Here is a 23,163-nt window from a genome sequence, read left to right on the forward strand (position 1 = left end):
CCTTAAAGGGAGCGATAGACTTGAAGATTCTGGTAACGGGCACTGCCGGGTTCATCGGTGCGCAGTTGGCGCACCGGTTACTTGAGCGGGGAGACGAGGTGATCGGCGTTGACAGCGTTAACGACTATTACGATGTAAGTCTCAAGGAAGCTCGGTTGGCACGCCTTACTGGTCATGCCAGCTTTACAGAAGTGCGCCAGGACATCGCAGATCGTTCTGTGATGTCAGAGATCTTCGAAAAGTATCGCCCCGAGCGTGTCGTACATCTTGCCGCACAGGCAGGTGTGCGATATTCGCTGGAAAACCCGAATGCCTACGTGGATGCCAATATTGTTGGCTTCATGAATATCCTCGAAGGGTGCCGATATAACGATGTGAAGCATCTGGTGTACGCTTCGAGCAGTTCCGTATACGGTGCTAACGAAGCTATGCCGTTTTCCGTTGACGACAACGTGGATCACCCGCTTAGTCTGTATGCTGCGTCTAAAAAAGCCAATGAGTTGATGGCCCACACGTATAGTCATCTGTACGGCCTACCCACCACTGGCCTGCGGTTCTTTACAGTGTATGGGCCTTGGGGCCGCCCCGATATGGCCCCATTTATTTTCACCAAAAAGATTCTAGCCGGCGAGCCGATTGATGTGTTCAATCACGGCAATCACAAGCGAGACTTCACCTACATTGACGATATTGTAGAAGGCGTTATTCGCACACTTGATAAAGTGGCCCTTGGTAATTCCGAGTGGAGTGGGGCCGCTCCGGACCCTAGTACCAGCAAAGCCCCATATCGCATTTACAATATTGGCAGTAATAACCCCGTAGAGTTGTCTCGTTTCATCGAAATTATTGAAGAACGAACGGGCAAGAAAGCTCAGAAAAACCTGCTACCTATGCAGCCAGGCGATGTGCAGGCTACCTATGCAAACGTTGATGGTTTGATAAACGATGCGGGCTATAAACCGGAAACTTCCGTGGAGCAGGGCATAGCCAGCTTTGTGGACTGGTATCGCGAGTTTTACCAGGTCTGATCCCGCAAGTGGCGCCTCCCCAGAATGAAAACGCCCCTTCAAAGAGGGGCGTTGTTCGATATAAAACGCTATTTCCTGCCTTAGAAACTTAACGTTGCAGACAACCAGAGATTCCTGGCTTTTGCCTTCATATTATAATCGTCAATGTAATTGGCGTTGTAGGTAACACCGCCATCATCCGTGGTGTATACGGTTTCGTAGCTGGTGAAATCTTCGTCTAGCAGGTTGTTGATGCGGCCATTAAGGGTTAGATGTTCATTAACTCTATAGCTCGCCCCAAGGTGAAAGATAGTGTAATCCTTGTAGAACTCCGGATATTCAATGGTAGTATCCCAGCCTCTTGGGGTACTGGTGTAGCGCTTGGATCTTAGCTCTGCTGTAAGGTACGTATTAAATGCCGGGGTTACCTGCCAGTCGAGCGTCGCGTTAGCCATGTGCTTGGCTGTCCCGCTCAGTGGATCGCCTTTGTTGTCGCCGCTTTTGATTTCCGCATCTGTGTATGTGTAATTAGCCCGAATAGAAAGCGGGTCGGTAATCCAGTAGCGGCCTGCCAGTTCAAGCCCGTTGATCTCGGCCCTATCGATATTGATCTCTTGTCCAAATTCGTACCCGTCACCTAGCAGTTGATTCCACTCGGGCGCAAGGTTGGCACAGTTGCTGGGGTTAGCGCCTGAGTCATCACAATGCAGGATAGAGCCGCCGCTATCTATTTTATCTTTAAACTGGTTCGAAAAGAGCGTGGCGTTGAAGTTATGGCCTTCTGGGTGGGTGTAGTAAATCGCAATCTCTGAATTTACACTTTTCTCTGGTGTTAGATCCGGCGTTCCAACGAATGGTTTTGTTCCTTGCCCGCCAAAGCCGGTGATGCCTTCAAATAGATCGCTTGCTTTTGGTGCTTTGTAACCAGTGCTCACACCACCTTTTAGTGTCCATTCTGGTGTTATGTCCCAGTTACCGTACAAGCGCGGGCTAGTGTTGCCGCCAAAGATATTGTGGTGGTCGTAACGGACACCGCCTGTTAACGAGAAGTCCTGAGTAACCTCCCAGTTGTCTTCAGCAAAAACAGCCCATTGTCGGTGGGGTTGTGTTTTGCCGGCGCTGAAGCCGCTACCAGTCATCCCGAAGGTGCCGTCCTCCATTTCGGCATCCATGTATTGGGCGCCGTATACAAGAAGGTGGTCACCCACCAGCGAGTCAAATTTCAGATCCAGCGTTGTCTGTCGGGTTTCCAGAATACGTTTTGGCCGTGGCAGCAAGGTGTCTGAAATTTGCTGATCGGTGGCGCCATTGGCGATTAGTTGGTCATATTCCAAGCGTTCCAGAGCCGTAAGTGGCAAAGTGCGCCCGTCGTTCCTGGTTTCAATGTGATGCAGTGAAATGTCACTGTTAGCAAAGCCCCAGGAGCCTTGATGGCGAATAGAGGCTTGCTCGCGGTTGAATTCCTGATTTTGAGCGTAACCAGCGCGGGGCAGTCGGTCTACACTATCGGTGGTACCGAGAGGATTGTTGCCATCTTGGGGTTTGTTGTCGTATGTCTGGCTAGAGGTCTCAAAATCAAACGTCAGATCTTGTCTGTCTGTTACTCGAAGGTCTACACGCGCACCCAGGTTGGTGTTCTCGTTATCCACGGTGCGCCCGCCACTGCCGAAGCCTAATTCTCGGGGCACTTGGTTTCCATTGGGATCAATTCCTGGTTCGTACTGAGGGTTTGAGGCATCGCGGTTGTAAAGGCTGCCTCGTAACCTGAGGCCCAAGCGGTTCTTGATCAGCGGCCCGGCTACAGTGAATTCGGTTGTATCATCGTTACCAAAATCGCTGTCACTTTCGAGAGTCTGGCTGTGAGAGAGAGAGCCACTCCATGTATCACCAATCTTTTTGGTGATTATGTTGATAACACCACCTAAAGCATCAGCCCCGTAAAGAGTAGAGGCAGGCCCTCTAATAATTTCAATCCGATCGATCATTTCCTTGGGAGGAATATGGTTGAACTGGTTGCCGCCAAAGTTGTTTGGGTAGATGTCTCCAACGTTGTTTTGACGCTTCCCATCAATAAGAATCAGTGTGTATTCGGCACCCATCCCCCGAATACTAATACCGCCCTGGCCAGTTTTGTCGGTTGTTTCGCCGACATCAACGCCTTCTACCTCCCGCACTGCGTCAAGAAGTGTCACATACGGTTTCTTGTCCAGTTCTTCCTTCTGAATAACGGTAATTGAGGCGGGCGCATCGGTTATCTTTTGTTCAATACCTGAAGCGCTTACCACCAAAGGAGCCAGCTCTACCGTGCTTTGAGCGAAGGTGTGGGCTGAAAACGTGGATGCCGCAAGGGCCAGAGACGTCTGTGCAAATCGTTTCACGAGGGTAGAGTCCTTTACAAATTATTGATCTGATTAGGTTTCCAATTAGGTGTGATCGCAATATATGTAAACTGTTAACGAAGCGCAATGGTAATTATTATCAAATGGGTCTGCAAATTAAATGTAAATGGGAATTGAAACTAAAAAGAAACTGACATAATCTCCGCCTGAATTCTTCATGAAGTGCCGCCCGATAACTTAGCGACTTCCAGACCAACGGCAGGCCGGAGCCTTCCCTAGATATGCATAACTCTGCCAGTACCACGCCAACCGAGAACCTTGATGAAGAACCGAGTGACCAGCGTGTCCGGCGTCAGAATCGCTGGTTAAAGCTCTGTTTGCAGTGGCACTGGATCAGCTCAGCGCTAGCGGTGTTCGGGATGCTGTTATTCGCGATCACCGGAGTAACTCTTAATCATGCGGGTCAGATTGGCTCGAACCCCGAGGTAGTGATCGTTGAGGATCGACTTCCAGAAACCCTTGTGCAGAAACTTGTCAGCTATGAGCACAAAAAGAGTAGACAGGCGCCGGAAGATTTCACCACATGGCTTTCAGAAAAACATGGCATTTCCCTTATCGGAGGTGCCCTCGAATGGGCTGAGTACGAGCTTTATGTCTCCAGCCCCAGACCGGGGGGTGATGCCTGGTTGAGTGTGGACTTTGAAACAGGCGAGTTGGTTTACGAAGAAACGGACAGAGGCTGGGTAGCTTGGCTGAATGATCTGCATAAAGGTCGTAACACTGGCGCTATCTGGGTCTGGTTTATCGATCTTTTTGCGTTTGTGTGTGTGGTTTTCTGTATGACCGGTTTCGGGGTGTTGTGGATCTACTCCAGGGAACGAGCACAGATCTGGCCTATTGTAGGCGCGGGAGTTCTGGTACCCATTTTGTTGGCGGTTCTGTTTGTTCACTAAGGAGTGTTTATGAAGTTAACAGGGAAAATTCCGGCACTGGCATTGCTGCTGGGTTCCGCTTGCGCAGGGGCTGGAGAGCTAGCTCTGAAAGTTGAGATTCCGGCGCTGAATGTCGCGGAATACCATAAGCCCTACGTTGCGATATGGATTGAAGATAGCAAGGGGCGGCATCAGCAGAATATTTCGCTCTGGTATGACCACGATATGCGTGATGACGAAGGCAGCAAATGGCTCAAGGATCTCCGACTTTGGTGGCGAAGGAGCGGGCGGCAGTTGAGTTTACCCGTCGATGGATTTAGTGGTGCAACCCGGCCAGTCGGTACCCACGAGTTGGTCTTTAACAGTCTCTCACCCGCCATTCGTGATTTGCCCAAAGGTGATTACCGGTTAGTGGTAGAAGCCGCGAGAGAAGTTGGCGGTCGGGAACTTTTGAAACTGCCATTTCAATGGCCAGCTGAGTCAACGTATGAAACGTCTCAGCAGGGCAGCAGTGAGCTTGGCCGCATATACCTTACAATCCAACCCTGAATATTCGGAGAGACTTAATGAACATCAAAAAGCTAACCGCAGTGGTCTTAATGGCAACAGGCGTGGCTGCTGGTTCTCAGGCCCATGCCCATAGAGCCTGGATGCTACCTTCAGCGACAGTACTCTCCGGTGATACAGCTTGGGTAACGGTGGACGGTGCCGTTTCAAACAGTCTTTTTTACTTTGAGCACCACCCTCTGGGCCTGGAGCAGTTAGAGATTACAGATCCACAAGGCGAGCCGGTGGAGGCCGAGAACAAGGCGTCCGGCAAATATCGGTCAGTATTTGATGCTGAGCTGATTAGCGATGGCACCTATACCTTTGAGATTCGCAATTCTGGTCTGTTCGGGGTATTTAAGCTTAATGACAAAAATGTCCGGTGGCGGGGGACAGTGGATGAGATGGATGAAATTCCTACAGAGGCGGAGGATTTGCGAGTGTTTGAGGTAGATCGTCTCATGCAGGTTTTCGTAACCAAAGGGGCTCCGACAACCGAAACCTTTAAAACGGAAGGTGTTGGCCTGGAAATGGTTCCGGTCACCCATCCCAATGATTTGTTTGCCGGCGAAACATCGGAGTTCCGGTTTCTAGTAGATGGTCAACCTGCTGCGGATTTGGATGTGGTTCTGATTCGTGGCGGCATTCGGTACCGTGATCAGGTTGATGAAATACAGCTTCAAACTGATGCCGAAGGCCGTGTTTTTGTGGAGTGGAAAGAGCCCGGAATGTACTGGCTTGAAGCCGAGTTGGAGCAGTCGGGCAAGTTACTCGACAACGCCAAAAGACGCATGAGCTACAGCGCGACGCTTGAGGTGCTGCCACTTTGAGATTATGGGTGAAACCGACACTCGCCGCGCTGTCTTGTGGGGTGCTATGGGTGCTTTTTCAGGATGGGGTAGCGACTGACCGAAAATATATTGCCGTCGCTGCAATGGTTGGTTATGGGATCATCCTGCTGCGGTACCACAAAGCCGGCGCTATAGAAGCAAACGGCAAAGTGGCAAAAGAGTCGGACTACCTGGTGGCTTATGCGACTGAAACGGGTACCGCTCGCCAATTCGCTAAGCAGACCTGCAAAAGGATTCGCCAAGAAGGATTGCGAGCATCGCTGGTTGAGCTCAATCACTTGGCTTCAGCCCAAGTGCCGGCAAAAGCCTTATTGGTTATTGCCAGCACCACGGGTAACGGAGATGCGCCGAGGACGGGGGACGCGTGGCAGGAGGATAGGGGCTTTCTCCAGAACTTTGCCTCCTGCTCGTATGCGGTACTTGCCTTGGGGGATCGTAGCTACCCGCGATTCTGTTGTTTTGGCCTGGAAGTCGCCGCAGACCTAAGGCAGGTAGGGGCCGCCCCGCTTTTTGAGCCGGTACTGGTGCACCAGGGCGACCCGGCCTCTGTGAAGTACTGGTTCAGGCAGCTTTCCCAAAGCGTTGTTCCAGCCAGGCATTGATATCACCGGATTCGTACATCCATTGTTCGCTGCCATCTTCATTTTTAATTCGCAAACATGGCACCTTTATGTTGCCGCCACCTTGCTCAAGATCCGCACGGTGGGTCTCATTGTGCTGGGCATCTCGCTTTTCAATATTCAGATTAAGCCGCACCATCTGCTTTCTGACTTTCACGCAGAAAGGGCAGGTTTTGAACTGGTATAACGCCAACTGTTCGCAGGCGGTGTCCACGTTCTGTTGTTCCTTGGCACTACGCTCCAAGCGTTTGCCTGTGCCCAGCTTTTCGCTTAACAGTACAAAGGGTGTCAAAATAAGACGTAACGTCCGGAAAAAATAACGAATAACCAGTCGCATTAATCAGACCTTTTTAGGGTGGGTGCATTAAAACGGGGCTGTAGTATAAAGCAAAACAAGCAAGGTTCGGGTATTCTGCCGCGAAGGATTGTAAGTGAACTTTTGATGAGGGTCCTATAGATGAAGTCGATTTCCTTGTGGGATCTCCCCACACGGTTGTTTCATTGGTTGTTGGTGCTGTGTGTTACCGGCTCACTGGTTAGCGTGAACCTTGGCGGCACCTGGATGGTGTGGCATGAACGCTGCGGGCTTGCCGTTATTGGCCTGCTCAGTTTCAGGTTGGCGTGGGGAATTGTTGGCTCTACACACGCGCGTTTTCATGAATTTGTTCCGGGCCCTGCCGCAATATCGGCCTACCTGAAAGGAGAGTGGCGAGGCCTTGGGCACAACCCGTTGGGCGCGCTATCCGTTTTCGCTATGCTTGGGTTGCTGGGTTTTCAGGCAGTTACCGGGCTGTTTGCCACAGACGCTATTGCGTTCAATGGGCCGCTCTACCGGGCGGTTTCATCCAGCTGGAACGACACAATTACATCGTGGCATAAGCTAACAGAATGGTTTATTTACGGTTTGATTGGGTTACACATCGCTTCGGTACTTTTCTATACCCTGGTGAAGAAAGACAATCTGATCGCGCCAATGATTACCGGGCGTAAGAATGTGAGCGCAGAAGTGGCCAGCGAACGTAAAGGCGGCGGCTGGATTGCAGTGATCGTTGCGTTGGTAGTGGCGGGAATTGCAATTTGGCTGGCTAACGGAGGGATCCTGCCACCACCTCCGCCACCACCACCCGATTTGGGTTGGTGAGTAGCGAAGGGGGTTGGGCTGTAAGGCTTACTCGGCGCGGAAAGCGTCGTGGCAAGCCTTGCAGGATTTACCAACTTCGCTGAACTGAGCTGCCAATGCGGCTTTGTCTCCGTTACTGGCAACTTCCTGGAGTTTGTTGGCGGCTTTGGCAAAGCCAATGGCTACTTCACGAGCCTTTTCTGGCTTGTCAAAAAACTCAGGCTTGAGCTTAGTGTTGTCGTTTTTGTCCATGGCTGTGCCAGGACCAAACAGGGCGCCCAGTCCAGAGTTTGCTACAGCTGCAATGGAGTTAGCGGCAGCCAGCATCTGCTGCTGGTTGTAAGCAACATCGCCATCAATGGCTTGGGCTTTGATTTTACCCATGTTCCATCCGGCAAACGTAAAGGTGCTCTGGCGGGTTTCAATCTGGTCTTCCACATCCATCTGGGCCGCAACGGGGGTTGCTACGGCAGCACTCAATGCTAAAGCCACAAAAAATCCTGATTTACGCATGCTTCTCTCTCTCATTTTTCAAACGAACAAAAGTAATGTACCAGTCTAATGATTTCATAGAAATTATTCTGGTTATATCGGTATGACGTAAAGTTTAAGTAAATGTGGAAAGGTCACTCCTGAAGGTTAAGCGGAGTCTTTATAGTTGATAGCTTGCTAATTATGTTGTGGCTAGTAATATAGCCGCCCCTGTTCACAGGATCAGCTTGCGGCTGATTCTTCAACGTTTGTCTATTATTTATGACGCCAGATCAAAGTTTTGCGCGCTGGGTTCATGTTTCTCTGGTCGCGTTTATTGTGTTGTTTGTGTATTTCCTGATCGCAGATATCTGGATGCCAGTTACGCCCCAATCAAGGGTGATGCATCCAGTCGTCCAGCTGGCGCCACAGGTCAGCGGTCATGTTATGCAGGTTCATGTCACAGACAATCAACACGTTCGTGCCGGTGATTTGCTGTTTAGTCTTGATCAACGCCCGTATCAGCTGTCGGTCGACAGGGCACGCATCTCGCTGGCGCAGGCCGGTGCCCAAAACGAACAGCTGGATGCCGGAATCGCAGCAGCAGAAGCCAGTTGGCTGGCTGCCAAAGTGGATGTGGCAGACTTGTCCCGGGAACTCCAGCGCATGCGCAGTCTAGCTGCAAAACACAGTGTTTCGGAACAGCAATTGGATCGCTCGAAAGCGCAGCATCAGGCTGCGGCGGCAAGAGCTTCTGCGGCGGAAGCCAAAGTGCAACAGCTTCAGGCACAACGAGGGGATTCTGGCGATACGAACCTGGCGGTGCGAGAAGCCAGCAATGCACTGGCAAGAGCACAACTAGACTTGGGTTACTCCCAAGTTCGGCCAGAAACGGATGGCATTATTTCCAACCTGCAAGTTACACCGGGAGTGTATGCCAAGGCCGGCTTTGTTATGGCAGCGTTAGTGGCGGATAGCGCTGACATTATTGCCGATTTTCGTGAAAAATCTTTGTCTCAAGCCGTTCCCGGTGATCGTGCGGCCATTGTCTTCGATAGCTTGCCTGGGCAAGTTTTTCCTGCGGCTATTGCCGCCGTGGATGCAGGCACAAGGGCAGGGCAGTTGACTGCAGACGGTACGTTGGCGGCGCCTGAATCCACTGACCGTTGGGTACGGGATGCCCAGCGCCAGCGTGTGCACCTGACACTCAGTGATTCGGGCAATACCATGTTGGAGCGCATGCCCTCTGGCTCCCGGGCCACGGTACAGTTGTATCCGGCTGATGGGCTGTCTGCATGGTTAGGAGCATTACAGATCCGCCTGATCAGCCTTATTCATTATATTTACTGAGGGTGCCGGCATGTCCAGATTTGAGCCGATCCTCCTTGTTAAAAAACGTTCGCTGAATAGTAATGACGTGCGCCAGTGTTTGCGGATCTCTTTCGGAGGCATGCTTGGGTTTTTGTTGTGTAAGTTAATGGGCTGGAATTACGGTGCCTTCTTTACCGTAACCCCTCTGTTGTTGCTGGGCTTGGTACCTCAGTTGAATGCCCACATTATTCGTCAGTTTGTGGCGAATGTGGCGCTGGTTAGCCTGGCGGTTTTGGTATTACAGGGACTGTTTGGCGATAAGCCATTACCGATGATAATGGTAGTGATGGGGTTGTTTGCCTGGCTGTTTCGAGAAATGGCTCGCGGGCCACATTTTCTCTTCGGCGCCATGACAGTTGTGAACCTCTCCATGCAGTTTCACTTTGCCAGTTACCCCAGTGCTAACGTCGGCGACATCGTTGTCTCTAATCTTGTGGCCTCGGTGCTGACGCTCTTTATCGCATTTTTGATGCACACTCTGTTTCCCGACGTTGAAACACGGCCGGCACGACAGCCTGCGATCAAGCCACTCTCAAATCAGCGTCACGAAGTGTTGTTGGCGACCACCGTGGCTACGCTGTCTTTTGTCGCCTTTCAGGTGCTGAACCTGCAAGGCTCATTATCCGCACTGGTTGCGACGATTCTGGTTTTGTTTCCCCTGAATTGGAAAGGCGCGGGGCCGGCGGGTTGGAATCGCGCGATAGGTACCTTGGTGGGGTGTAGTTTTGGCTTGGTGGTTCAGTTGGTATTAGTGAACCATTTTGATGTGTTGCCGTTCGTTACGTTTGGGTTGTGGCTCAGCCTGATGCTGTTTGCCCGTTACCACATGCTAGAAGGTGGGGTGCCGGGGGCGGGTTTCAGTGCTTTGACAACCATGGCAATTTTGTTTGGGCAGTACCTGTCACCAAAGCAAGATCTGTTCTTCAGCGATCTGTACCGCTTCACCTCCCTCAGCGTTGCTGTAATGGTCACACTGATCGCGATTTACCTTATGCACCACCTACTTAATTGCTTTCGAAGCACCCGCCTGGAGCCGGTGGCCTGAGGTTCAGGAATTTCAGACACAAAAAAAGCCAGTTCTTGCGTAGGGCGCAAGCTGCTGACTTTTTTGCAGAAGTGGTAGGACCAGGCAGATTTGAACTGCCGACCTCTGCCATGTCAAGGCAGCGCTCTAACCAACTGAGCTATGGTCCTGCGTTCTGCAACGGGGCGAAATATACTGACTCCCGTGTTTTTGGTCAACCTCTTTTATCCGGTTTCTCTTTTTCTCAGTGAGGCTTTAATGGCTTTGCTCAGTGCGCCCCAGCGGTTAACGATCAATGCGGCGAAAATAAGCCCGCAGCCGGCCAGCTGCATGGGGGTCATTGTTTCGCCGAACCACCCGGCTGCAAACAAAGATACCCAAACCGGCTCAAGCACCAGAATCACGGCCCCATGGCTGTGGCTGGACAGACTTTGGGCGTAGGTTTGCACCAGGAAGCGTCCAGCGGTGCCCACGATGGCGCTGGCGAGTACCCACCAGATTAACAGCGGTGGAGGATTGCCAAATGTTGGTTGCCAGGGCTCCAGAACTAGCGATTCAGCCAATGTAACCAGCCCAACTGTAAGCAGTGCTGTGGTTGTTAGAGGTAGGGCAGGAATTCGATGTTTTTCGATCGTTTTACCCTGGCGGTTAATCACCGTTCGCTGGTTAGCCGCACGGGTGTTTAGGGTGAAAAACAGGGCGAAAATTGTTGCAGCCATTACGAAAAATATCTGGCCAACCTCTGGCTGAAAGCCATTACGAAGGGAGAGCAAGGCTAACCCGGCTACGGCCACCGGTATGGCAAACCAGGTACTTGCTGGCTGCACCTCTTTGAAAATGATGCGAGCGATAACCGGAACAATCACCACGCCAAGGCTGGTGATAAAGGCGCCTTCGCCCATGCTCGTGATATGAAACAAGCCCATAACCCAAAAGCTCATAGCAACGCCGAATACTAATCCAACACCTACCCCGCGCTTGAGCTGATCTGCGCTCAGGCGTGCCAGTGGCCGCCATGCAACTATCGCTAAAAACCCGCCCGCTATCAAAAACCGCAGCGCCATGAATAGCAAGGGTGGCATGAGTAACACAGCTTCTTTTGAGAATATCCAGCTTATGGCTGCAAGCAAAGTTACGATGACTAATAGAAGATCAGATTTGTGAGCGTCAGACATTGGCTAGGGCTTTACCAGAGGTAAGAAAATGGCAGTAGCCACACAATGTATAGTTAGCGAACTAAAAAAGGAAGACGGCTCATCCATGAGCCGATAAATTTTGATACACACCTCTTTGCAAGATTCCTCATAAAGAGGTCATGCCGCCTTAGTTGTTAAACGTGGTGTACACAAGGGTGGACATGTCGGTCTGGGCAGACCCAGGCACTTCAATATACTGATCCCCGGAGCCCCAAAGTTTCCACCAAGGTCGCTGGCTGTAGCTTCGGCTGGCAAAGTCGACCTGCAGGCCGTTCAGGGTTGTATTGTTGACGACCGGCACCGAGATGTTACCGGTTTCCGATCCCAGCACACCGCTGTGGCTTGCGCCCTTGTTCATCAACACAGGGTAGTGGTTGTAGTACAGGTCAGCAGGGCCATTCTGGCTGGTCACTTTGCCAGCGAGGCTGAGATTGCTGGAGCATGAATCAATACCCTGAGCAGACGTGGCTCCGCAGGCAGAGTGGGTGGGTACAACGCCATCGTCTTTACCAGAGATAAATGGTTTGGTGATACCGCCGTAGGATGAGCCACCTGCCACGAACCGAAGCCGAGGAATAGAGTTGGGGCTCAGGGCCAGGTTTCTGGCCGCGTTTGTTTGCAGGTCGTTCACTACGCCCAACTTGCTCGGCTTTGGCTCTATGCCTGTGAAGACCTGAACGGCGGCGCGTAGACCCCAGTTATACCAGGTTGGGTTGTACGCGAGGGACATAGCCAAGTTTGCCAGTTCAGTTCCGCCGCCGGCGCCAGAGTAATCAATGGATGCAAGAATCTTCAGTGGTGGTAAGCCTTCGTTCTGCAACCAACGAGCCTGATTTTCCAACAAATAGCGTGTGACCAAGTCACCGGCCGAGTGCGAAACGACGAGGCAAAAGTCATCACACAGTCCCTGTTGACTGATTTCACGGATCTGCTCGTAGGCACGTTGCGCAATGGTGCCCTCAACCCTGCCATCGCTTGGCCAGTCAATACGGGCTTCTGAGCGGGATAACCAGAATGTCTGCCAATAATCCTCACCAGCGTCTTTGATTGCCTGCAGATTGGCGGGTGGAGTTGCAAGATCCTCCTGCTGGAACCCGTGAACCAATATAACGTTGTGCCCGGCTAGCTGTGCTTGGGCGGTTCCGGCCGTCATGCTGGTGGCGAGCGCTGTGGCCAGGGCAATTTTACAGGCATTTCGGTTTTTTGTTGTTGTCATGATTGCTCCGTTTTGCTTGGTTATTGTTGTGGTACCTCAGAACTTGTTAGCCAGTTGTTTTAGCAGGGCTGCACGCTGTTCTGATTCGGGATTCGCCGCCGGTGTGTCATCAAGATCATCAAGGTTTGGCGGCTCAAAGTCGTACCCGTCATCCGGTCCGAACGCATAATGGGTGTGGTCACCGGGCCGGGCAGGCAACTGCCGTATCTGTAAGTTGCGCAGCTGGAAGGTTCCGTTGAATGATTTGTTGGCAAGCACCGTTCCATGAGCTTTTAGCGAGAGGGTGTCTGATGTGCGGTCGAGCCGCCTCTCAGCCTGTAGCTGAGCTACAGGTTGCTGCCCGTTATACAGCTGGGCAGATAACGCATAGAAACCGGATTCCTGCGGCGAGAAACTGACGGGAATAACCAGGTTGTTGTTACTCAGATAGGTATCTTCAAGCCCTTCAAAGTCGCCAAGATAGGGTTCGATGGTAAGGCTGGAGGCGTGCCGAACGGGCTTTCCATCAACGGTTGCTTCCACGATAAGCCGGTATTCTCCGGGCTCTTCATCGGTGGTCAGGGTGCCTTGGTAGTAGCCTGTCTGGTTATCCTGCTCCAGTGTTGTGCTTCCGATGGAATCCCTGGATTCGGTGCGCTCAAGGGTCGCCTGAAGCGAAGATCCCATCACTTGAGGGCCCTGAAGCGCGGCGACAACAAGGATGTCCTCACCTCTGGTAAAACGGAACTTATCGAGTGTAACGGTAAACTGACCGCCGTTTTCCAGGGGCAGTGCCACAGGCTCGTAGCGATTGCCGTGGTATCCCTCGGCTTGGGCTTGGGTTAACGGCACTGACCAGGGTGGATAACGAGCGGACTGAGCGTATTGGTCTGCTACTTTGGTCAGCATGAACCCAATCGGGTTATTCGAGGGCGGTTTTTTCTGAAAGCTCGCAGCTGCTTGAGGGCGTTCAGGCGGGAAGCTTTGCTGGCCGGATGTGTACTGGCTTTCATTTTCCACAGTTGTTGTGTTCCAGCTAAAATCGAAGCCGTTGTCTTCTGACAACAGATACCCAGTGCCGACCACAATGGAGGCCGCAGTTATACTGACTACGAGCACCTTTCCAAGCATTTATCCATCCCTCGCAACACCACTCAAAACCAGCCAGAATCTTTTATCGCCTCAAAGCCAAACTTCAGTTTTACCTCATCCCCCAACAAGGCAGGGTCGAGTCCATAGGTCATGCCCCACTCGCTGCGCTTGAGTGTTGCTTTAGCGCTGATACCGAGAGTGTATTCCTCATGGCCAATGGGGTATTCGGCAGCCTTGTTCAGGGTAACGTCCAGCTCGACCGGTTTTGTTTGCCCAAGCATGTTCAAATCCCCGGTAACTAGCCCGGTAGATTCCCCTGTCGGCTCGAAGCCGGTTACCGTGAATGTGATGTCTGGATACTTCCTGCTGTTCAAAAAATCTTTGCCAGTGACATGGTCATCGCGTTTTTCGTGATTGGTGAATACATTTTCACTTTTGAAAGTGAGCTCGCCGGATATCAATTCCTGGGTTTCGTCGTCGTACACGAATTCGCCTTCGACCTTCCGGAACATTCCCATGACCGGGGCGTAGCCGACGTGCATGATTTCGAAGACCATCGAGAAATGTTCATCATCCAACTCATAGTTGGCGGGAGCGGCATTTGCGATGTTTACAAAAGGTGCCAGTGAGAAACAAGCAAGAAAAGCCGGTGTCAGAAAAAAGGATTTAGACCGTTGCATGATGAAATCTCCTTTCGTATAGCCAGTACACGTCCGTCATAAACGACCAGGCGAGTAACAACAGGGCGGTTGCCAGTGTGAGGCTGGCGAACTTGGGCGGGACAGGTGGCAGGATAGCGACCATCAAGGTAACTATTTGCCAGACGCAGATGGTCTTGCGCCGGAAACTGTCTGGCAATGGACGGTTCAGCCAGCCCAGCACAGACGTAGCAACGACAAAAAAGTAGCGCATAAGGCCGAGTGCGAGAACCCAAGCACCGGCTTTGCCACTCGCTGTGACGGCTAAGCATAAACCCAGAATCAACAGCGCATCCATTTCCATATCGAAACGGGCGCCGAAAGCACTGGCTGAATTGGTTGCCCGGGCAAGCTTGCCATCCAGACCGTCGAAAACCAGCGCAGTGAGAGCACCAATGGCGTAAATCCAGAGTGCGTAGGTCGCTGAGGGAGGGGCAGAGATAAATGGAGCACTGGCTACCAGAGCAACAATCAGACTACTCCGGAAAAGGGTTACTCGATTTGCCCAGCCAAAATCTTTATCTCGGGGCCAGCGCGTAACTACGGCAATACAGATGAAACCATAAAGCAGGGTTGCGATGAAAAACATCGGCAAGGAAGATGAGTACAGTTTTGCAGCAGCAACCAACCACAATGAGCTTAATGCCGCCCCCCAGAGCAAATCAGCCCAAGGCGGTATTATGAAAGGTTTTAGCTGCCTTTCAAAAACCATAACTTAGCTCCAGCGTGTAGGGTTCAATAAACAGCCGTCAGGCGTCAATCGGTGCCGAGCAAATATTAATCAGTATAGTTTCTAGAACACGTTATAGCATACGACACGGAAATTTTTCAGAGGAGTGCAAGATGAGTTCCGGTTTCAGCTATTCATCAGAACAATCCATCTCCCGGGCATTCTGGATAACCGGGCCTAGGGAAGGTTGTATTCTAGAAGCACCTATAGCCGCTGACCAAGCGGATGTATGCGAGCCCTGGGTGGTTGTGCAAACGCTATGGTCTGGTGTAAGCCGTGGTACGGAATCTCTGGTATTCAACGGTCGGGTTCCGGAAAGCGAATTCGATCGTATGCGGGCCCCATTTCAAGAAGGGGTGTTTCCATGGCCGGTGAAATACGGGTATGCCAATGTTGGGCGGGTGCTTGAGGGGCCGGGTGAACTCATCGGTAAGATGGTGTTTTGCCTTTTTCCTCATCAAGAGCGCTACTCAGTACCGGCCAGCGCGGTGACGCCCATTCCCCCTGGCGTTCCGCCGGAGCGGGCCATTCTGGCAGCGAATATGGAAACCGCTATCAATGGCCTTTGGGATGCCATGCCTGCTGTAGGTGATCGCATAGCGGTAGTTGGCCTCGGTGTGGTAGGTCTCCTTGTTAGTTGGCTCGCCAGCCGTATTCCGGGAACACAGGTTACCGCGATTGATACAAATCCTGCCCGGGCAATAGTTGCAGAGGCTCTGGGACTTATGTTTGCAACCGGGTCTTCGGCCGATGATCACGATTTGGTTATCCACGCCAGCGGTCATGAGTCGGGCCTGGAAGCTGCGCTTAGCCTGGTTGGGCAGGACGCAACCCTGCTTGAAATGAGCTGGTATGGAGACACACCGGTTTCGATACCTCTTGGGCGCGGGTTTCACTCCCGCAGGCTTACGCTGCGATCCAGCCAAGTTGGCCAGATTCCACCGGCCCGCCAACCCCGATGGACCTATCGCAAGCGCCTTGAACTAGCGCTTGAGTTACTGCAACACGATGTATTGGATCAACTGATTACCGGAGAGACCGTGTTTGAGCAGATGCCCGAAACCATGAGCCGGATTCTGGCAAACGGCAGTGATACGCTTTGCCATCGCATAAAATACTGAGGAGCTTGTTATGTTTAGTTTAACTGTCCGCGATCACATGATGATTGCCCATAGCTTTAACGGTGAGATCTTCGGCCCAGCACAAAGAACCCACGGCGCCACCTATGTGGTCGACGTGACATTCGAGCGTAACAAACTTGATAGTGATGATCTGATCATTGATATCGGTTTGGCGTCTGAGGTTCTCAAGCAAGTGTTGAGTGAATTCAACATGAAAAATCTCGATGACATCGAAGATGTGCGAGGTAGAAACACCACCACTGAATTCATGGCAAAAAAAGTGTTCGACCGCATGGCCACTGCCATTCAGGAAGGGCGATTGGGCGAGACGGCAAAAGCCATTTGTGCGTTGAAGGTAACTCTGGCTGAGTCGCACATTGCCTGGGCCAGTTACCATGCCGACATCTGACACGGCCCCGCACTTCACGGGTCTGAATTTTACGGTCCTGAACTTTGTAGTGCCAGGGGATCCGGGTCAGAACACAGGTGGCTATCGCTACGTACGGAAATTGGTCGAAGCGCTGAATCGAGCTGGCACGACCGCCGAGGTAACGGGCTTGCCGGGCCGGTTTCCAAAGCCTGACTCAGTCGCAACACATGGGATGGATAGCCTGCTCTCTCAGTTTGCTGAAGGCTCCTGGGTAATTCTGGACGGGCTTGCGATGAGCGCAATGCCTGACATCCTCCTAAAGCATGCCCAACGTTTGCACCTTGTGGCTCTTGTTCATCACCCGCTGGCGGATGAAACCGGGCTAAGCCAGAGCGAGCGGGATTGGTTCTTTGAGCGCGAAAAAAAGGCATTGCAAATCGTTCGGGACGTTTTCACCACAAGCGAATTTACCGCCTCCCGGCTGGCTGACTACGGCGTTCCCGCTGGGCGCATTCGAACGGCCGAACCCGGAGTGGAAAGCCCGGCTGGTCACGCGTTGCCGGGAAATACTGAGCCTTCTGGCAAGGCGCATAAAGCCCAGGCCGGTAAGGCGGTAAACGTGCTTTGTGTCGCGCACCTTTCACCACGTAAGGCGCAACACCAACTGATAGACGCTCTTGCCGGCCTGAAGAATCTGGAATGGCACTGCACCCTGGCCGGCTCGTGCGAGCGTGATCCGGTATACGCGAATGGCATACGGCGGCAGGTTTACGAATCAGGCCTGGTCGATCGGATTGATCTCGTAGGAGAGGTTGCGGAGCAGCAGCTCGCCGGTCTTTACCGAGAAGCGGATCTATTTGTGCTGCCGTCGCTGTATGAAGGCTACGGCATGGTGATTGATGAAGCCTTGGCGGCAAGGCTGCCCATTATTTCATCCGATGGCGGCGCCTTGAAACATACCGGGAACAGGCCAGGCGTGGTGTTGTACAGGGCAGGGGATACCGATGCTCTGCAAACGAGCCTAAGAGCATGGCTGAGTGATCCCACCGCTTTGGAACGTGCCGGTGTACTTGCTGCGCGCGAGTCCGGCAATCTAAAGAACTGGTCAGATACGGCACGACTCTTTTTGCAGGGCCTTGGATATTTCGACCAATGCCATCGAGACACTTATTTTCCGGAGGAGTGGCTGCAGGCTCGTGAGGTCGCAGATCACCGTGCCCGCTCCGTGGCGCTGAGCCAACGGTTGCAGCGGTGGGCAGTGGAGAACGTAAAGAGCGGCCTGATTAGAATCTTTGATATCGGCACGGGTCGTGGCTCAAACGTCGTCTATCTTGCTCCTGTGCTATCTATGCCGCAGAAATGGATGCTAGTTGACCAAGACGAGAACCTGCTGGTTGAAGCCGCCCAGCGGGCCCACCCACGGAAACTATCCGTTGAAACATGGCAGCGACGCTTAATGCCGGAAGATTTTCACGGATTGCTTCCTCGTGACACCGCTATTGTGACAGCCTCGGCGCTCATTGACCTGGTCTCTGAATCCTGGCTGGCGGCGCTTGTGGCCGAAGTGATTTTAAAGCAGGCGGCCATCCTGGTCGTGCTGAGCTACACAGGCCGCTTTACGCTTTCGCCCGCCCATAAAGATGATTCTTTGCTTCTAGAATTGGTAAATCAGCATCAGCATAGCGATAAGGGCGCAGGTGCCGCGCTTGGGCCAGATGCCGCCGCTGTACTTGCGGATAAACTGACCATCGAGGGGTACAAGGTTCAGGTTGCCCAAAGTCCCTGGCAGCTCAACAGTGAGGACACAAAACTGGCGACGATGCTCATGGAGGGCTGGGTAGCCGCGGCAAAACAACGAAGCCGGGGTGCTGATGGTGCCAGTGATCGGCTAGACGCCTGGTTTGCGACCAGAAAGCGGCAGCTAGCTATCAGCGAGCTGGAAATTACTGTGTATCATCAGGATGTGCTTGGTTTGCCGCCCGGGAACCCTGTAGAAAAAACACCCAAACGATCCATATGAACTTGCTCAGCAACACAGGTATTCGCATCGCATTGAAATGGCTGCTGACGGCTCTGATCATAGGTGCGGTATTGTTGCTTGTGGATGGCAAAACACTGATTCGCGAAGTTGCCCGCGTTCCGCCATCTGCGTTGGCGATTGGGCTTGTGTTAGGTATTGGTCAGGTGTTTTTGTCGGCCTGGCGGTGGCGTTATACTGCCGGCCTTCTAGGCCTTCCTATACCCTATATGCAGGCTGTACGTGAGTATTACCTGGCAACCTTTACCAACCAGGTTTTGCCTGGCGGTGTGCTAGGTGATGTCAACCGGGCACTTCGTCATGGTGCTGACACTGACAACCGGGCAGCAGCTGCCCACGGTGTTGCTATCGAGCGTTTGTCCGGGCAAGTAGTGCAGGCGGCGGTGGTTGTAGGTGGCCTTACGTGGCTGTCTATCACAGGCAGAATTAATGGTACTGACGTCACCGGCGCTGATTTTCCGAGCCCTCTTTCTTGGCTGCTAGCAGCCGTGGTCGTTCTGGCTTTGCTGGGGTGGTTTCTCACACAGAAGAGTAGTCGGGTGTCCGCTTATTTTGGCACGCTGCGCGGGGACCTAACCCGGGCCTTGCTGTCCTGGCCCGCTTTTCCGGTGCAGGTGCTGACCTCTTTGTTTGTGGTGACAAGCTATCTGGCGGTGTTTCTTGTGCTGGCAAGCGGTGCAGGTTACCTGAATGATCTGTCTTCAGCGGTTGTTATCGCGGCGCTATGCAGCCTTCTTCTGCTCAGCATGGTGATACCGGTTACCGTTTCTGGGTGGGGAGTCCGTGAAGGTGCAGCGGTTATTTTGTGGCCCATGGTGGGTTTGCCAGCCGAGCAGGGGGTGGCTTTGAGTGTGGCGTATGGCGCTTTGATATTTGTCTCAAGTTTGCCGGGCGTGCTGTTTCTATTCAATTTGCCGGCGAGGCGGCCCTGAAGTCCAAATCAAACAACATGTCGGTGCCCAGATTCACAAATTGAGACGCGGGCCTGAGTGCGTTATCCAGAAAATCAATTTCTGGTAGAGAAAATGCCGGTCTGCCGCTACCGATAATCATGGGTGCGACCATCACATGGAGACGGTCAAGCAAGCCGGCTTGCAGGAACGATGAGACCGTCATGCCCCCGCCTTCGACAAAGATTTTTTTAAGGCCAAGATCCGCAAGAACCTCAAGCACGAGTTTTGGGTCTACCGGATCCGTTCCATTGCCCAAGCAGGGGATCTCCGTCACAGAACTTTGCCTATAGCTGCCAGACTTCCCACGTGTATAGTCGCCCGCCACCAATCGCAGTGTAGGTGCTGCTCCATCAGTAAACAGGTGGTGGCTTTCAGGCACTCTGCGGTTGCGGTCGATAACAACTCTTACGGGATTTGCACCGCTGGTGCGGCGTACAGTCAGTTGAGGATTATCGATTGTCGCCGTGCCAGCACCAACAACCACGGCATCTGAAAGCGCGCGAATGCGGTGCAGATGAATAATTCCATCTGCACCGTTAATAAATCGGGAATGCCCGGTAACTGTTGCGATACGACCATCCAGGCTCTGCCCAAGTTGACCGATAACGTGCAGCTGCGCTCCCGCAGAAAGTGGTCGGCATAAGGGTAAGAAAACGTTCAGTAACGCCTTGGCTTCCTCTGTGGCTGGCAGCAGCAGGCGCCATTCTCCGCTGCTATCCAGTTCAAAGGCCGGCTCTTTAGATCCCGGCTGTGCTAGCCTCAGGCCCTTGCGGTTTTCCGCTAGCAAGATCAGTCTCCAAGCGGATTCAATATCCAGAGCGTGAGAGGTCATGGGATCCTTGCGTAACTGAGATTGCCCGAGCGGGCCGTTTATTTCTGCTTTTTGTAGATGTTTTCGTACACGTAGTTGGTGGCTTCTACAAAACCGTCGATACTGCCGCAATCGAAACGCTGGCCTTTAAATTGGTATGCGAGCACGCAACCGTTCTTGGCTTGTTCCAGCAGTGCATCGGTAATCTGAATCTCGCCATTTTTGCCCGCCGGGGTACGCTCAAGAATCTCGAAAATGTCTGGAGTAAGAATATAACGGCCAATGATCGCCATATTGCTTGGGGCGTCTTCTGGCGCAGGTTTTTCAACCATATCGGTGATGCGGTACAGACCGTCTTTCATAGACTCACCAGCAATAACGCCATACTTGTGCGTTTCATCCGCTGGCACTTCTTCAATGGCGACAATGGAGCAGCGGAACTGGTTATAAAGCTTAACCATTTGCGCCATAACACCGTCTTGGCCTTCGCCCGGCCCAACACAAAAGTCGTCTGCAAGCACGACAGCAAACGGGTTGTCACCAATCAGGTTGCGACCGCTCAGAATGGCGTGGCCAAGCCCCTTCATCTCAACCTGGCGGGTAAATGCGAAGGTATTGTGGTCAATCAGATCTCGAATGGAGGTCAGTAGACCTTCTTTGCCGGATCCTGCAATCTGGTGTTCAAGCTCGTAGCTGATGTCAAAATGATCTTCAATTGCCCGCTTGCCGCGCCCCGTCACAAAGCCAAACTCATGAATGCCTGCTTCGGCTGCTTCTTCAACACCGTATTGCACCAATGGCTTATTAACCACGGGTAGAATTTCCTTCGGCATCGCTTTTGTAGCTGGCAGGAATCGGGTGCCGTAACCGGCAACTGGGAACAGGCATTTTTTGATCATCGCGTTCGTCCTTATAGTCGGGATTCGTAGCCGGTCAGCGGTTAGATTAGGCCGGCAGTTTCCATAGATTGTGGCGAGTTTACCAAGTTATCCGTCCAAATGGAGAGGGCGGGTTGGATTCATTACGTTTTGTAACCAGCAGCTTGGCTAGGCCAATTCGAGCAAGATGCCCGCAAAATCTAATGTTTTAGGTGTGAATGTCGCTATAACATACTGTTTTTTGGTATGTTAAATTTGTAATTTTTGGCAATTACTACTAGATTCTGAAGTCATGTTTTCCTAGAATCACCCCGTTGTTTTTTTAAAGCATTGTAATTCTTAATCGTTCACCCCCAATGAGGATTTCTGTGGGACGCATTCTGCTCGCAGCTCTGATTATTTGCATGGTTGCCGGCCAAGCTTCAGCGAACAGCGGGCGCTCTTCGGCCGGGTTCCCTTTTGGGGAGTTGTATCCTGCTGATCTTCTTCAATCGGTTACCCGGTATGTAGCCTCCCATGTTGAGTTTTCCGGCAATTCCAGCCAAACCAACGATAAAGCAGATGGCCGAATCAATTTAACCAGCAATAATCTGATCTGGGCGCACCATGTGCTTGGCCTCGACTTCAGCGACTCTGCTGCCCGTGAGGGCAGTGCAGAATCGACCAGGCTTGCTCTTCGTTACTCTTTTCCCTTAGCGGGCAATGACATTCGGGTTGATCTCGAAAACAGGGACTACTCCGGCGCGGTGAGTAGCTCAGGACAGCGTTACGACACCCGTGGCGAACGCCGAAGCCTTAAAATAACGGGCAACCGCTCTCTTTGGTCGTGGAAGGGCATGGAAGTAGACAGCGTGTTTTCCCACACCAGCGGCACCAGTAGTGCGTTTGAAGACGCGGTATGGGTTGAGGATTCTGCTCACCGGCTTTCAAGCTTTGGGCTTGAAGGCACGGCTTCGCGGGAGTTGATTGGCGGGTTCTATGCCAGCACGTCGCTAACCGCCATTAGCGGGCTGGATTCTGAAGAGGTTTTCAGTACGTCTGGCTACAGCAGTGATGCAGACGGCTTCCACAAGCTGGCTGTCGCCGCCTCTTTAAGTCGGGAAGTGCTTAGCTGGAACCTCGGGCTTAACGGGCGGTATCAGTTTGCCCCAGGGGATTTGCCATCCTCCGAGCATCTAGCCATTGCCGGATCTAGCTTGATTCGCGGTTTTAACGGCCAATCTGTGCGTGTCGCTGAAGGTGGCTGGCTGCGGATGAAGGCGCGTAGCCCAGGTTATCATTGGCCATTTGCATCTGAATTAAACTCCTCTATTACATTTTCTTTGCTCCAGGGCTGGGCGCCATATTCGGCGGCCCAGTCTGACCGATTTGGTAGCACCAGCACGGGCGAAATTTCTCTTCAGCTCTATTCTAGGGACTTCCGTGCGGACATGAGCGTAGGGCAGATGCTCAACGCTTCTAACACCGCGCTTCTTATGCCCACCCATCCCGATCTTTCCTTTTCGATTACCGTCGGCATCTGATCGCAGGCTCCCCCTTACCAAGATGTCACTTGAGGCATGCCCGCTTGCCGTTGTCTCATGTGTAGTTAGGTTTACAAGGAGTTTCGTTATGACTGGGTCACGGCTGCCCGTGTTTTTTTGTTCCTTCATTATTCTGATGGCGCTTTCCGGCTACTCTCAGGCGTTCGGCTTCAAAGATGTGTCTGAAAAAGCTAAAGCTCTGGCCGGTGAAAAATACCAGAGACCGGCACAGGCGCCTGACTTCCTAAAAAACCTCAGTTACTCAGATTATCAGTCG

General features: G+C 52.4%; 23 protein-coding genes, 1 tRNA gene and 1 pseudogene. 14 read left to right on the forward strand and 11 right to left on the reverse strand.

Going from position 1 to position 23,163, the window contains the following annotated elements:
• Positions 1 to 20 precede the first annotated feature (20 nt).
• Complete coding sequence (locus ACTH3S_RS05725) at positions 21 to 1,028, forward strand: NAD-dependent epimerase (protein WP_441808067.1); 1,008 nt, start codon at positions 21 to 23, stop codon at positions 1,026 to 1,028.
• A gap of 80 nt (positions 1,029 to 1,108) precedes the next feature.
• On the opposite strand, the gene ACTH3S_RS05730 is transcribed toward ACTH3S_RS05725, so the two are convergent.
• Complete coding sequence (locus ACTH3S_RS05730) at positions 1,109 to 3,385, reverse strand: TonB-dependent receptor domain-containing protein (RefSeq protein WP_441808068.1); 2,277 nt, start codon at positions 3,383 to 3,385, stop codon at positions 1,109 to 1,111.
• Positions 3,386 to 3,627: 242 nt separating this feature from the next.
• Between ACTH3S_RS05730 and ACTH3S_RS05735 the strand changes: the two genes are divergently transcribed.
• The 4 genes from ACTH3S_RS05735 to ACTH3S_RS05750 are packed head-to-tail and all read left to right on the forward strand — an operon-like array spanning position 3,628 to position 6,277.
• Positions 3,628 to 4,299 (forward strand): PepSY-associated TM helix domain-containing protein, encoded by a 672-nt coding sequence (locus tag ACTH3S_RS05735; RefSeq protein ID WP_441808069.1) that lies wholly within the window; start codon positions 3,628 to 3,630, stop codon positions 4,297 to 4,299.
• 9 nt (positions 4,300 to 4,308) lie between these two features.
• Complete coding sequence (locus ACTH3S_RS05740; RefSeq protein ID WP_441808070.1) at positions 4,309 to 4,827, forward strand: DUF2271 domain-containing protein; 519 nt, start codon at positions 4,309 to 4,311, stop codon at positions 4,825 to 4,827.
• 17 nt (positions 4,828 to 4,844) lie between these two features.
• Entirely contained in the window at positions 4,845 to 5,654 is an 810-nt protein-coding gene (locus ACTH3S_RS05745; protein WP_441808071.1) for a DUF4198 domain-containing protein, read from the forward strand.
• A gap of 8 nt (positions 5,655 to 5,662) precedes the next feature.
• A complete protein-coding gene (locus ACTH3S_RS05750) occupies positions 5,663 to 6,277 on the forward strand; it encodes a flavodoxin domain-containing protein (RefSeq protein WP_441808072.1) in 615 nt (204 codons plus the stop codon).
• Here the strand turns inward: ACTH3S_RS05750 and ACTH3S_RS05755 are convergent.
• Entirely contained in the window at positions 6,237 to 6,632 is a 396-nt protein-coding gene (locus ACTH3S_RS05755) for a glutaredoxin family protein (RefSeq protein WP_441808073.1), read from the reverse strand. The genes ACTH3S_RS05750 and ACTH3S_RS05755 overlap by 41 nt on opposite strands.
• A 120-nt stretch (positions 6,633 to 6,752) precedes the next feature.
• On the opposite strand from ACTH3S_RS05755, the gene ACTH3S_RS05760 reads away from it, so the two are divergent.
• Positions 6,753 to 7,436 carry a cytochrome b/b6 domain-containing protein gene (locus ACTH3S_RS05760; RefSeq protein ID WP_441808074.1) on the forward strand — a complete coding sequence of 228 codons (684 nt, stop codon included), beginning with the start codon at positions 6,753 to 6,755 and terminating at the stop codon, positions 7,434 to 7,436.
• A gap of 27 nt (positions 7,437 to 7,463) precedes the next feature.
• Here the strand turns inward: ACTH3S_RS05760 and ACTH3S_RS05765 are convergent, their stop codons facing one another.
• The gene (locus ACTH3S_RS05765; RefSeq protein ID WP_441808075.1) at positions 7,464 to 7,928 is read right to left on the reverse strand and encodes a c-type cytochrome; all 465 of its coding nucleotides are present in this window, start codon (positions 7,926 to 7,928) and stop codon (positions 7,464 to 7,466) included.
• Between the two features lie 240 nt (positions 7,929 to 8,168).
• Here ACTH3S_RS05765 and ACTH3S_RS05770 point away from each other — a divergent pair, with 240 nt between their 5' ends.
• Positions 8,169 to 9,236, forward strand: a complete 1,068-nt coding sequence (locus tag ACTH3S_RS05770; RefSeq protein ID WP_441808076.1) for an HlyD family secretion protein — start codon at positions 8,169 to 8,171, stop codon at positions 9,234 to 9,236.
• 10 nt (positions 9,237 to 9,246) lie between these two features.
• Positions 9,247 to 10,302 carry a DUF2955 domain-containing protein gene (locus tag ACTH3S_RS05775; protein ID WP_441808077.1) on the forward strand — a complete coding sequence of 352 codons (1,056 nt, stop codon included), beginning with the start codon at positions 9,247 to 9,249 and terminating at the stop codon, positions 10,300 to 10,302.
• A 72-nt stretch (positions 10,303 to 10,374) separates the two neighbouring features.
• On the opposite strand, the gene ACTH3S_RS05780 is transcribed toward ACTH3S_RS05775, so the two are convergent.
• From ACTH3S_RS05780 to ACTH3S_RS05805, 6 genes are all read right to left on the reverse strand, one after another.
• Positions 10,375 to 10,451, reverse strand: a tRNA-Val gene (locus ACTH3S_RS05780).
• Positions 10,452 to 10,505: 54 nt separating this feature from the next.
• Positions 10,506 to 11,456 carry a DMT family transporter gene (locus ACTH3S_RS05785; RefSeq protein ID WP_441808078.1) on the reverse strand — a complete coding sequence of 317 codons (951 nt, stop codon included), beginning with the start codon at positions 11,454 to 11,456 and terminating at the stop codon, positions 10,506 to 10,508.
• A gap of 148 nt (positions 11,457 to 11,604) precedes the next feature.
• Positions 11,605 to 12,693, reverse strand: coding sequence for a hypothetical protein (locus tag ACTH3S_RS05790; protein ID WP_441808079.1), 1,089 nt, complete (start codon positions 12,691 to 12,693; stop codon positions 11,605 to 11,607).
• A gap of 36 nt (positions 12,694 to 12,729) precedes the next feature.
• Entirely contained in the window at positions 12,730 to 13,803 is a 1,074-nt protein-coding gene (locus tag ACTH3S_RS05795; RefSeq protein WP_441808080.1) for a hypothetical protein, read from the reverse strand.
• 23 nt (positions 13,804 to 13,826) lie between these two features.
• Entirely contained in the window at positions 13,827 to 14,444 is a 618-nt protein-coding gene (locus ACTH3S_RS05800) for a YceI family protein (RefSeq protein ID WP_441808081.1), read from the reverse strand.
• The gene (locus ACTH3S_RS05805) at positions 14,431 to 15,174 is read right to left on the reverse strand and encodes a CDP-alcohol phosphatidyltransferase family protein (RefSeq protein WP_441808082.1); all 744 of its coding nucleotides are present in this window, start codon (positions 15,172 to 15,174) and stop codon (positions 14,431 to 14,433) included. The genes ACTH3S_RS05800 and ACTH3S_RS05805 overlap by 14 nt, the downstream gene beginning before the upstream one ends.
• A gap of 131 nt (positions 15,175 to 15,305) precedes the next feature.
• On the opposite strand from ACTH3S_RS05805, the gene ACTH3S_RS05810 reads away from it, so the two are divergent.
• Genes ACTH3S_RS05810 through ACTH3S_RS05825 form a run of 4 tightly spaced genes read left to right on the forward strand, consistent with a single transcriptional unit; the run spans position 15,306 to position 19,653 of the window.
• Entirely contained in the window at positions 15,306 to 16,313 is a 1,008-nt protein-coding gene (locus tag ACTH3S_RS05810) for a zinc-dependent alcohol dehydrogenase (RefSeq protein WP_441808083.1), read from the forward strand.
• Positions 16,314 to 16,323: 10 nt separating this feature from the next.
• A complete protein-coding gene (locus tag ACTH3S_RS05815; RefSeq protein WP_441808084.1) occupies positions 16,324 to 16,722 on the forward strand; it encodes a 6-pyruvoyl trahydropterin synthase family protein in 399 nt (132 codons plus the stop codon).
• Positions 16,709 to 18,703 carry a glycosyltransferase family 4 protein gene (locus ACTH3S_RS05820; protein WP_441808085.1) on the forward strand — a complete coding sequence of 665 codons (1,995 nt, stop codon included), beginning with the start codon at positions 16,709 to 16,711 and terminating at the stop codon, positions 18,701 to 18,703. Before ACTH3S_RS05815 ends, ACTH3S_RS05820 begins: the two co-directional genes overlap by 14 nt.
• Positions 18,700 to 19,653 carry a lysylphosphatidylglycerol synthase transmembrane domain-containing protein gene (locus ACTH3S_RS05825; RefSeq protein WP_441808086.1) on the forward strand — a complete coding sequence of 318 codons (954 nt, stop codon included), beginning with the start codon at positions 18,700 to 18,702 and terminating at the stop codon, positions 19,651 to 19,653. Before ACTH3S_RS05820 ends, ACTH3S_RS05825 begins: the two co-directional genes overlap by 4 nt.
• Here ACTH3S_RS05825 and ACTH3S_RS05830 read toward each other — a convergent pair.
• Positions 19,628 to 20,506, reverse strand: a complete 879-nt coding sequence (locus ACTH3S_RS05830) for a RibD family protein (RefSeq protein WP_441808087.1) — start codon at positions 20,504 to 20,506, stop codon at positions 19,628 to 19,630. The genes ACTH3S_RS05825 and ACTH3S_RS05830 overlap by 26 nt on opposite strands.
• Before the next feature lie 38 nt (positions 20,507 to 20,544).
• Positions 20,545 to 21,384, reverse strand: a complete 840-nt coding sequence (gene galU, locus ACTH3S_RS05835; RefSeq protein ID WP_441808088.1) for a UTP--glucose-1-phosphate uridylyltransferase GalU — start codon at positions 21,382 to 21,384, stop codon at positions 20,545 to 20,547.
• A gap of 347 nt (positions 21,385 to 21,731) precedes the next feature.
• Between galU and ACTH3S_RS05840 the strand changes: the two genes are divergently transcribed.
• Together ACTH3S_RS05840 and ACTH3S_RS05845 are read left to right on the forward strand one after the other, a co-directional pair.
• Positions 21,732 to 22,886, forward strand: a complete 1,155-nt coding sequence (locus tag ACTH3S_RS05840; protein WP_441808089.1) for a ShlB/FhaC/HecB family hemolysin secretion/activation protein — start codon at positions 21,732 to 21,734, stop codon at positions 22,884 to 22,886.
• 88 nt (positions 22,887 to 22,974) lie between these two features.
• Positions 22,975 to 23,163, forward strand: a pseudogene (locus tag ACTH3S_RS05845) (glucan biosynthesis protein G); the annotation flags it as partial.

Source organism: Marinobacter sp. (assembly GCF_052094685.1).
GTDB lineage: Bacteria > Pseudomonadota > Gammaproteobacteria > Pseudomonadales > Oleiphilaceae > Marinobacter.

Bases quoted from the DNA above. Each gene is read 5' to 3' on its own strand.
- ACTH3S_RS05735 (WP_441808069.1), top strand. From the start codon at position 3,628: ATGCATAACTCTGCCAGTACCACGCCAACCGAGAACCTTGATGAAGAA.
- ACTH3S_RS05740 (WP_441808070.1), top strand. From the start codon at position 4,309: ATGAAGTTAACAGGGAAAATTCCGGCACTGGCATTGCTGCTGGGTTCC.
- ACTH3S_RS05745 (WP_441808071.1), top strand. From the start codon at position 4,845: ATGAACATCAAAAAGCTAACCGCAGTGGTCTTAATGGCAACAGGCGTG.
- ACTH3S_RS05755 (WP_441808073.1), bottom strand. From the start codon at position 6,632: ATGCGACTGGTTATTCGTTATTTTTTCCGGACGTTACGTCTTATTTTG.
- ACTH3S_RS05760 (WP_441808074.1), top strand. From the start codon at position 6,753: ATGAAGTCGATTTCCTTGTGGGATCTCCCCACACGGTTGTTTCATTGG.
- ACTH3S_RS05765 (WP_441808075.1), bottom strand. From the start codon at position 7,928: ATGCGTAAATCAGGATTTTTTGTGGCTTTAGCATTGAGTGCTGCCGTA.
- ACTH3S_RS05770 (WP_441808076.1), top strand. From the start codon at position 8,169: ATGACGCCAGATCAAAGTTTTGCGCGCTGGGTTCATGTTTCTCTGGTC.
- ACTH3S_RS05775 (WP_441808077.1), top strand. From the start codon at position 9,247: ATGTCCAGATTTGAGCCGATCCTCCTTGTTAAAAAACGTTCGCTGAAT.
- ACTH3S_RS05785 (WP_441808078.1), bottom strand. From the start codon at position 11,456: ATGTCTGACGCTCACAAATCTGATCTTCTATTAGTCATCGTAACTTTG.
- ACTH3S_RS05790 (WP_441808079.1), bottom strand. From the start codon at position 12,693: ATGACAACAACAAAAAACCGAAATGCCTGTAAAATTGCCCTGGCCACA.
- ACTH3S_RS05795 (WP_441808080.1), bottom strand. From the start codon at position 13,803: ATGCTTGGAAAGGTGCTCGTAGTCAGTATAACTGCGGCCTCCATTGTG.
- ACTH3S_RS05800 (WP_441808081.1), bottom strand. From the start codon at position 14,444: ATGCAACGGTCTAAATCCTTTTTTCTGACACCGGCTTTTCTTGCTTGT.
- ACTH3S_RS05805 (WP_441808082.1), bottom strand. From the start codon at position 15,174: ATGGTTTTTGAAAGGCAGCTAAAACCTTTCATAATACCGCCTTGGGCT.
- ACTH3S_RS05810 (WP_441808083.1), top strand. From the start codon at position 15,306: ATGAGTTCCGGTTTCAGCTATTCATCAGAACAATCCATCTCCCGGGCA.
- ACTH3S_RS05815 (WP_441808084.1), top strand. From the start codon at position 16,324: ATGTTTAGTTTAACTGTCCGCGATCACATGATGATTGCCCATAGCTTT.
- ACTH3S_RS05820 (WP_441808085.1), top strand. From the start codon at position 16,709: ATGCCGACATCTGACACGGCCCCGCACTTCACGGGTCTGAATTTTACG.
- ACTH3S_RS05825 (WP_441808086.1), top strand. From the start codon at position 18,700: ATGAACTTGCTCAGCAACACAGGTATTCGCATCGCATTGAAATGGCTG.
- ACTH3S_RS05830 (WP_441808087.1), bottom strand. From the start codon at position 20,506: ATGACCTCTCACGCTCTGGATATTGAATCCGCTTGGAGACTGATCTTG.
- galU (WP_441808088.1), bottom strand. From the start codon at position 21,384: ATGATCAAAAAATGCCTGTTCCCAGTTGCCGGTTACGGCACCCGATTC.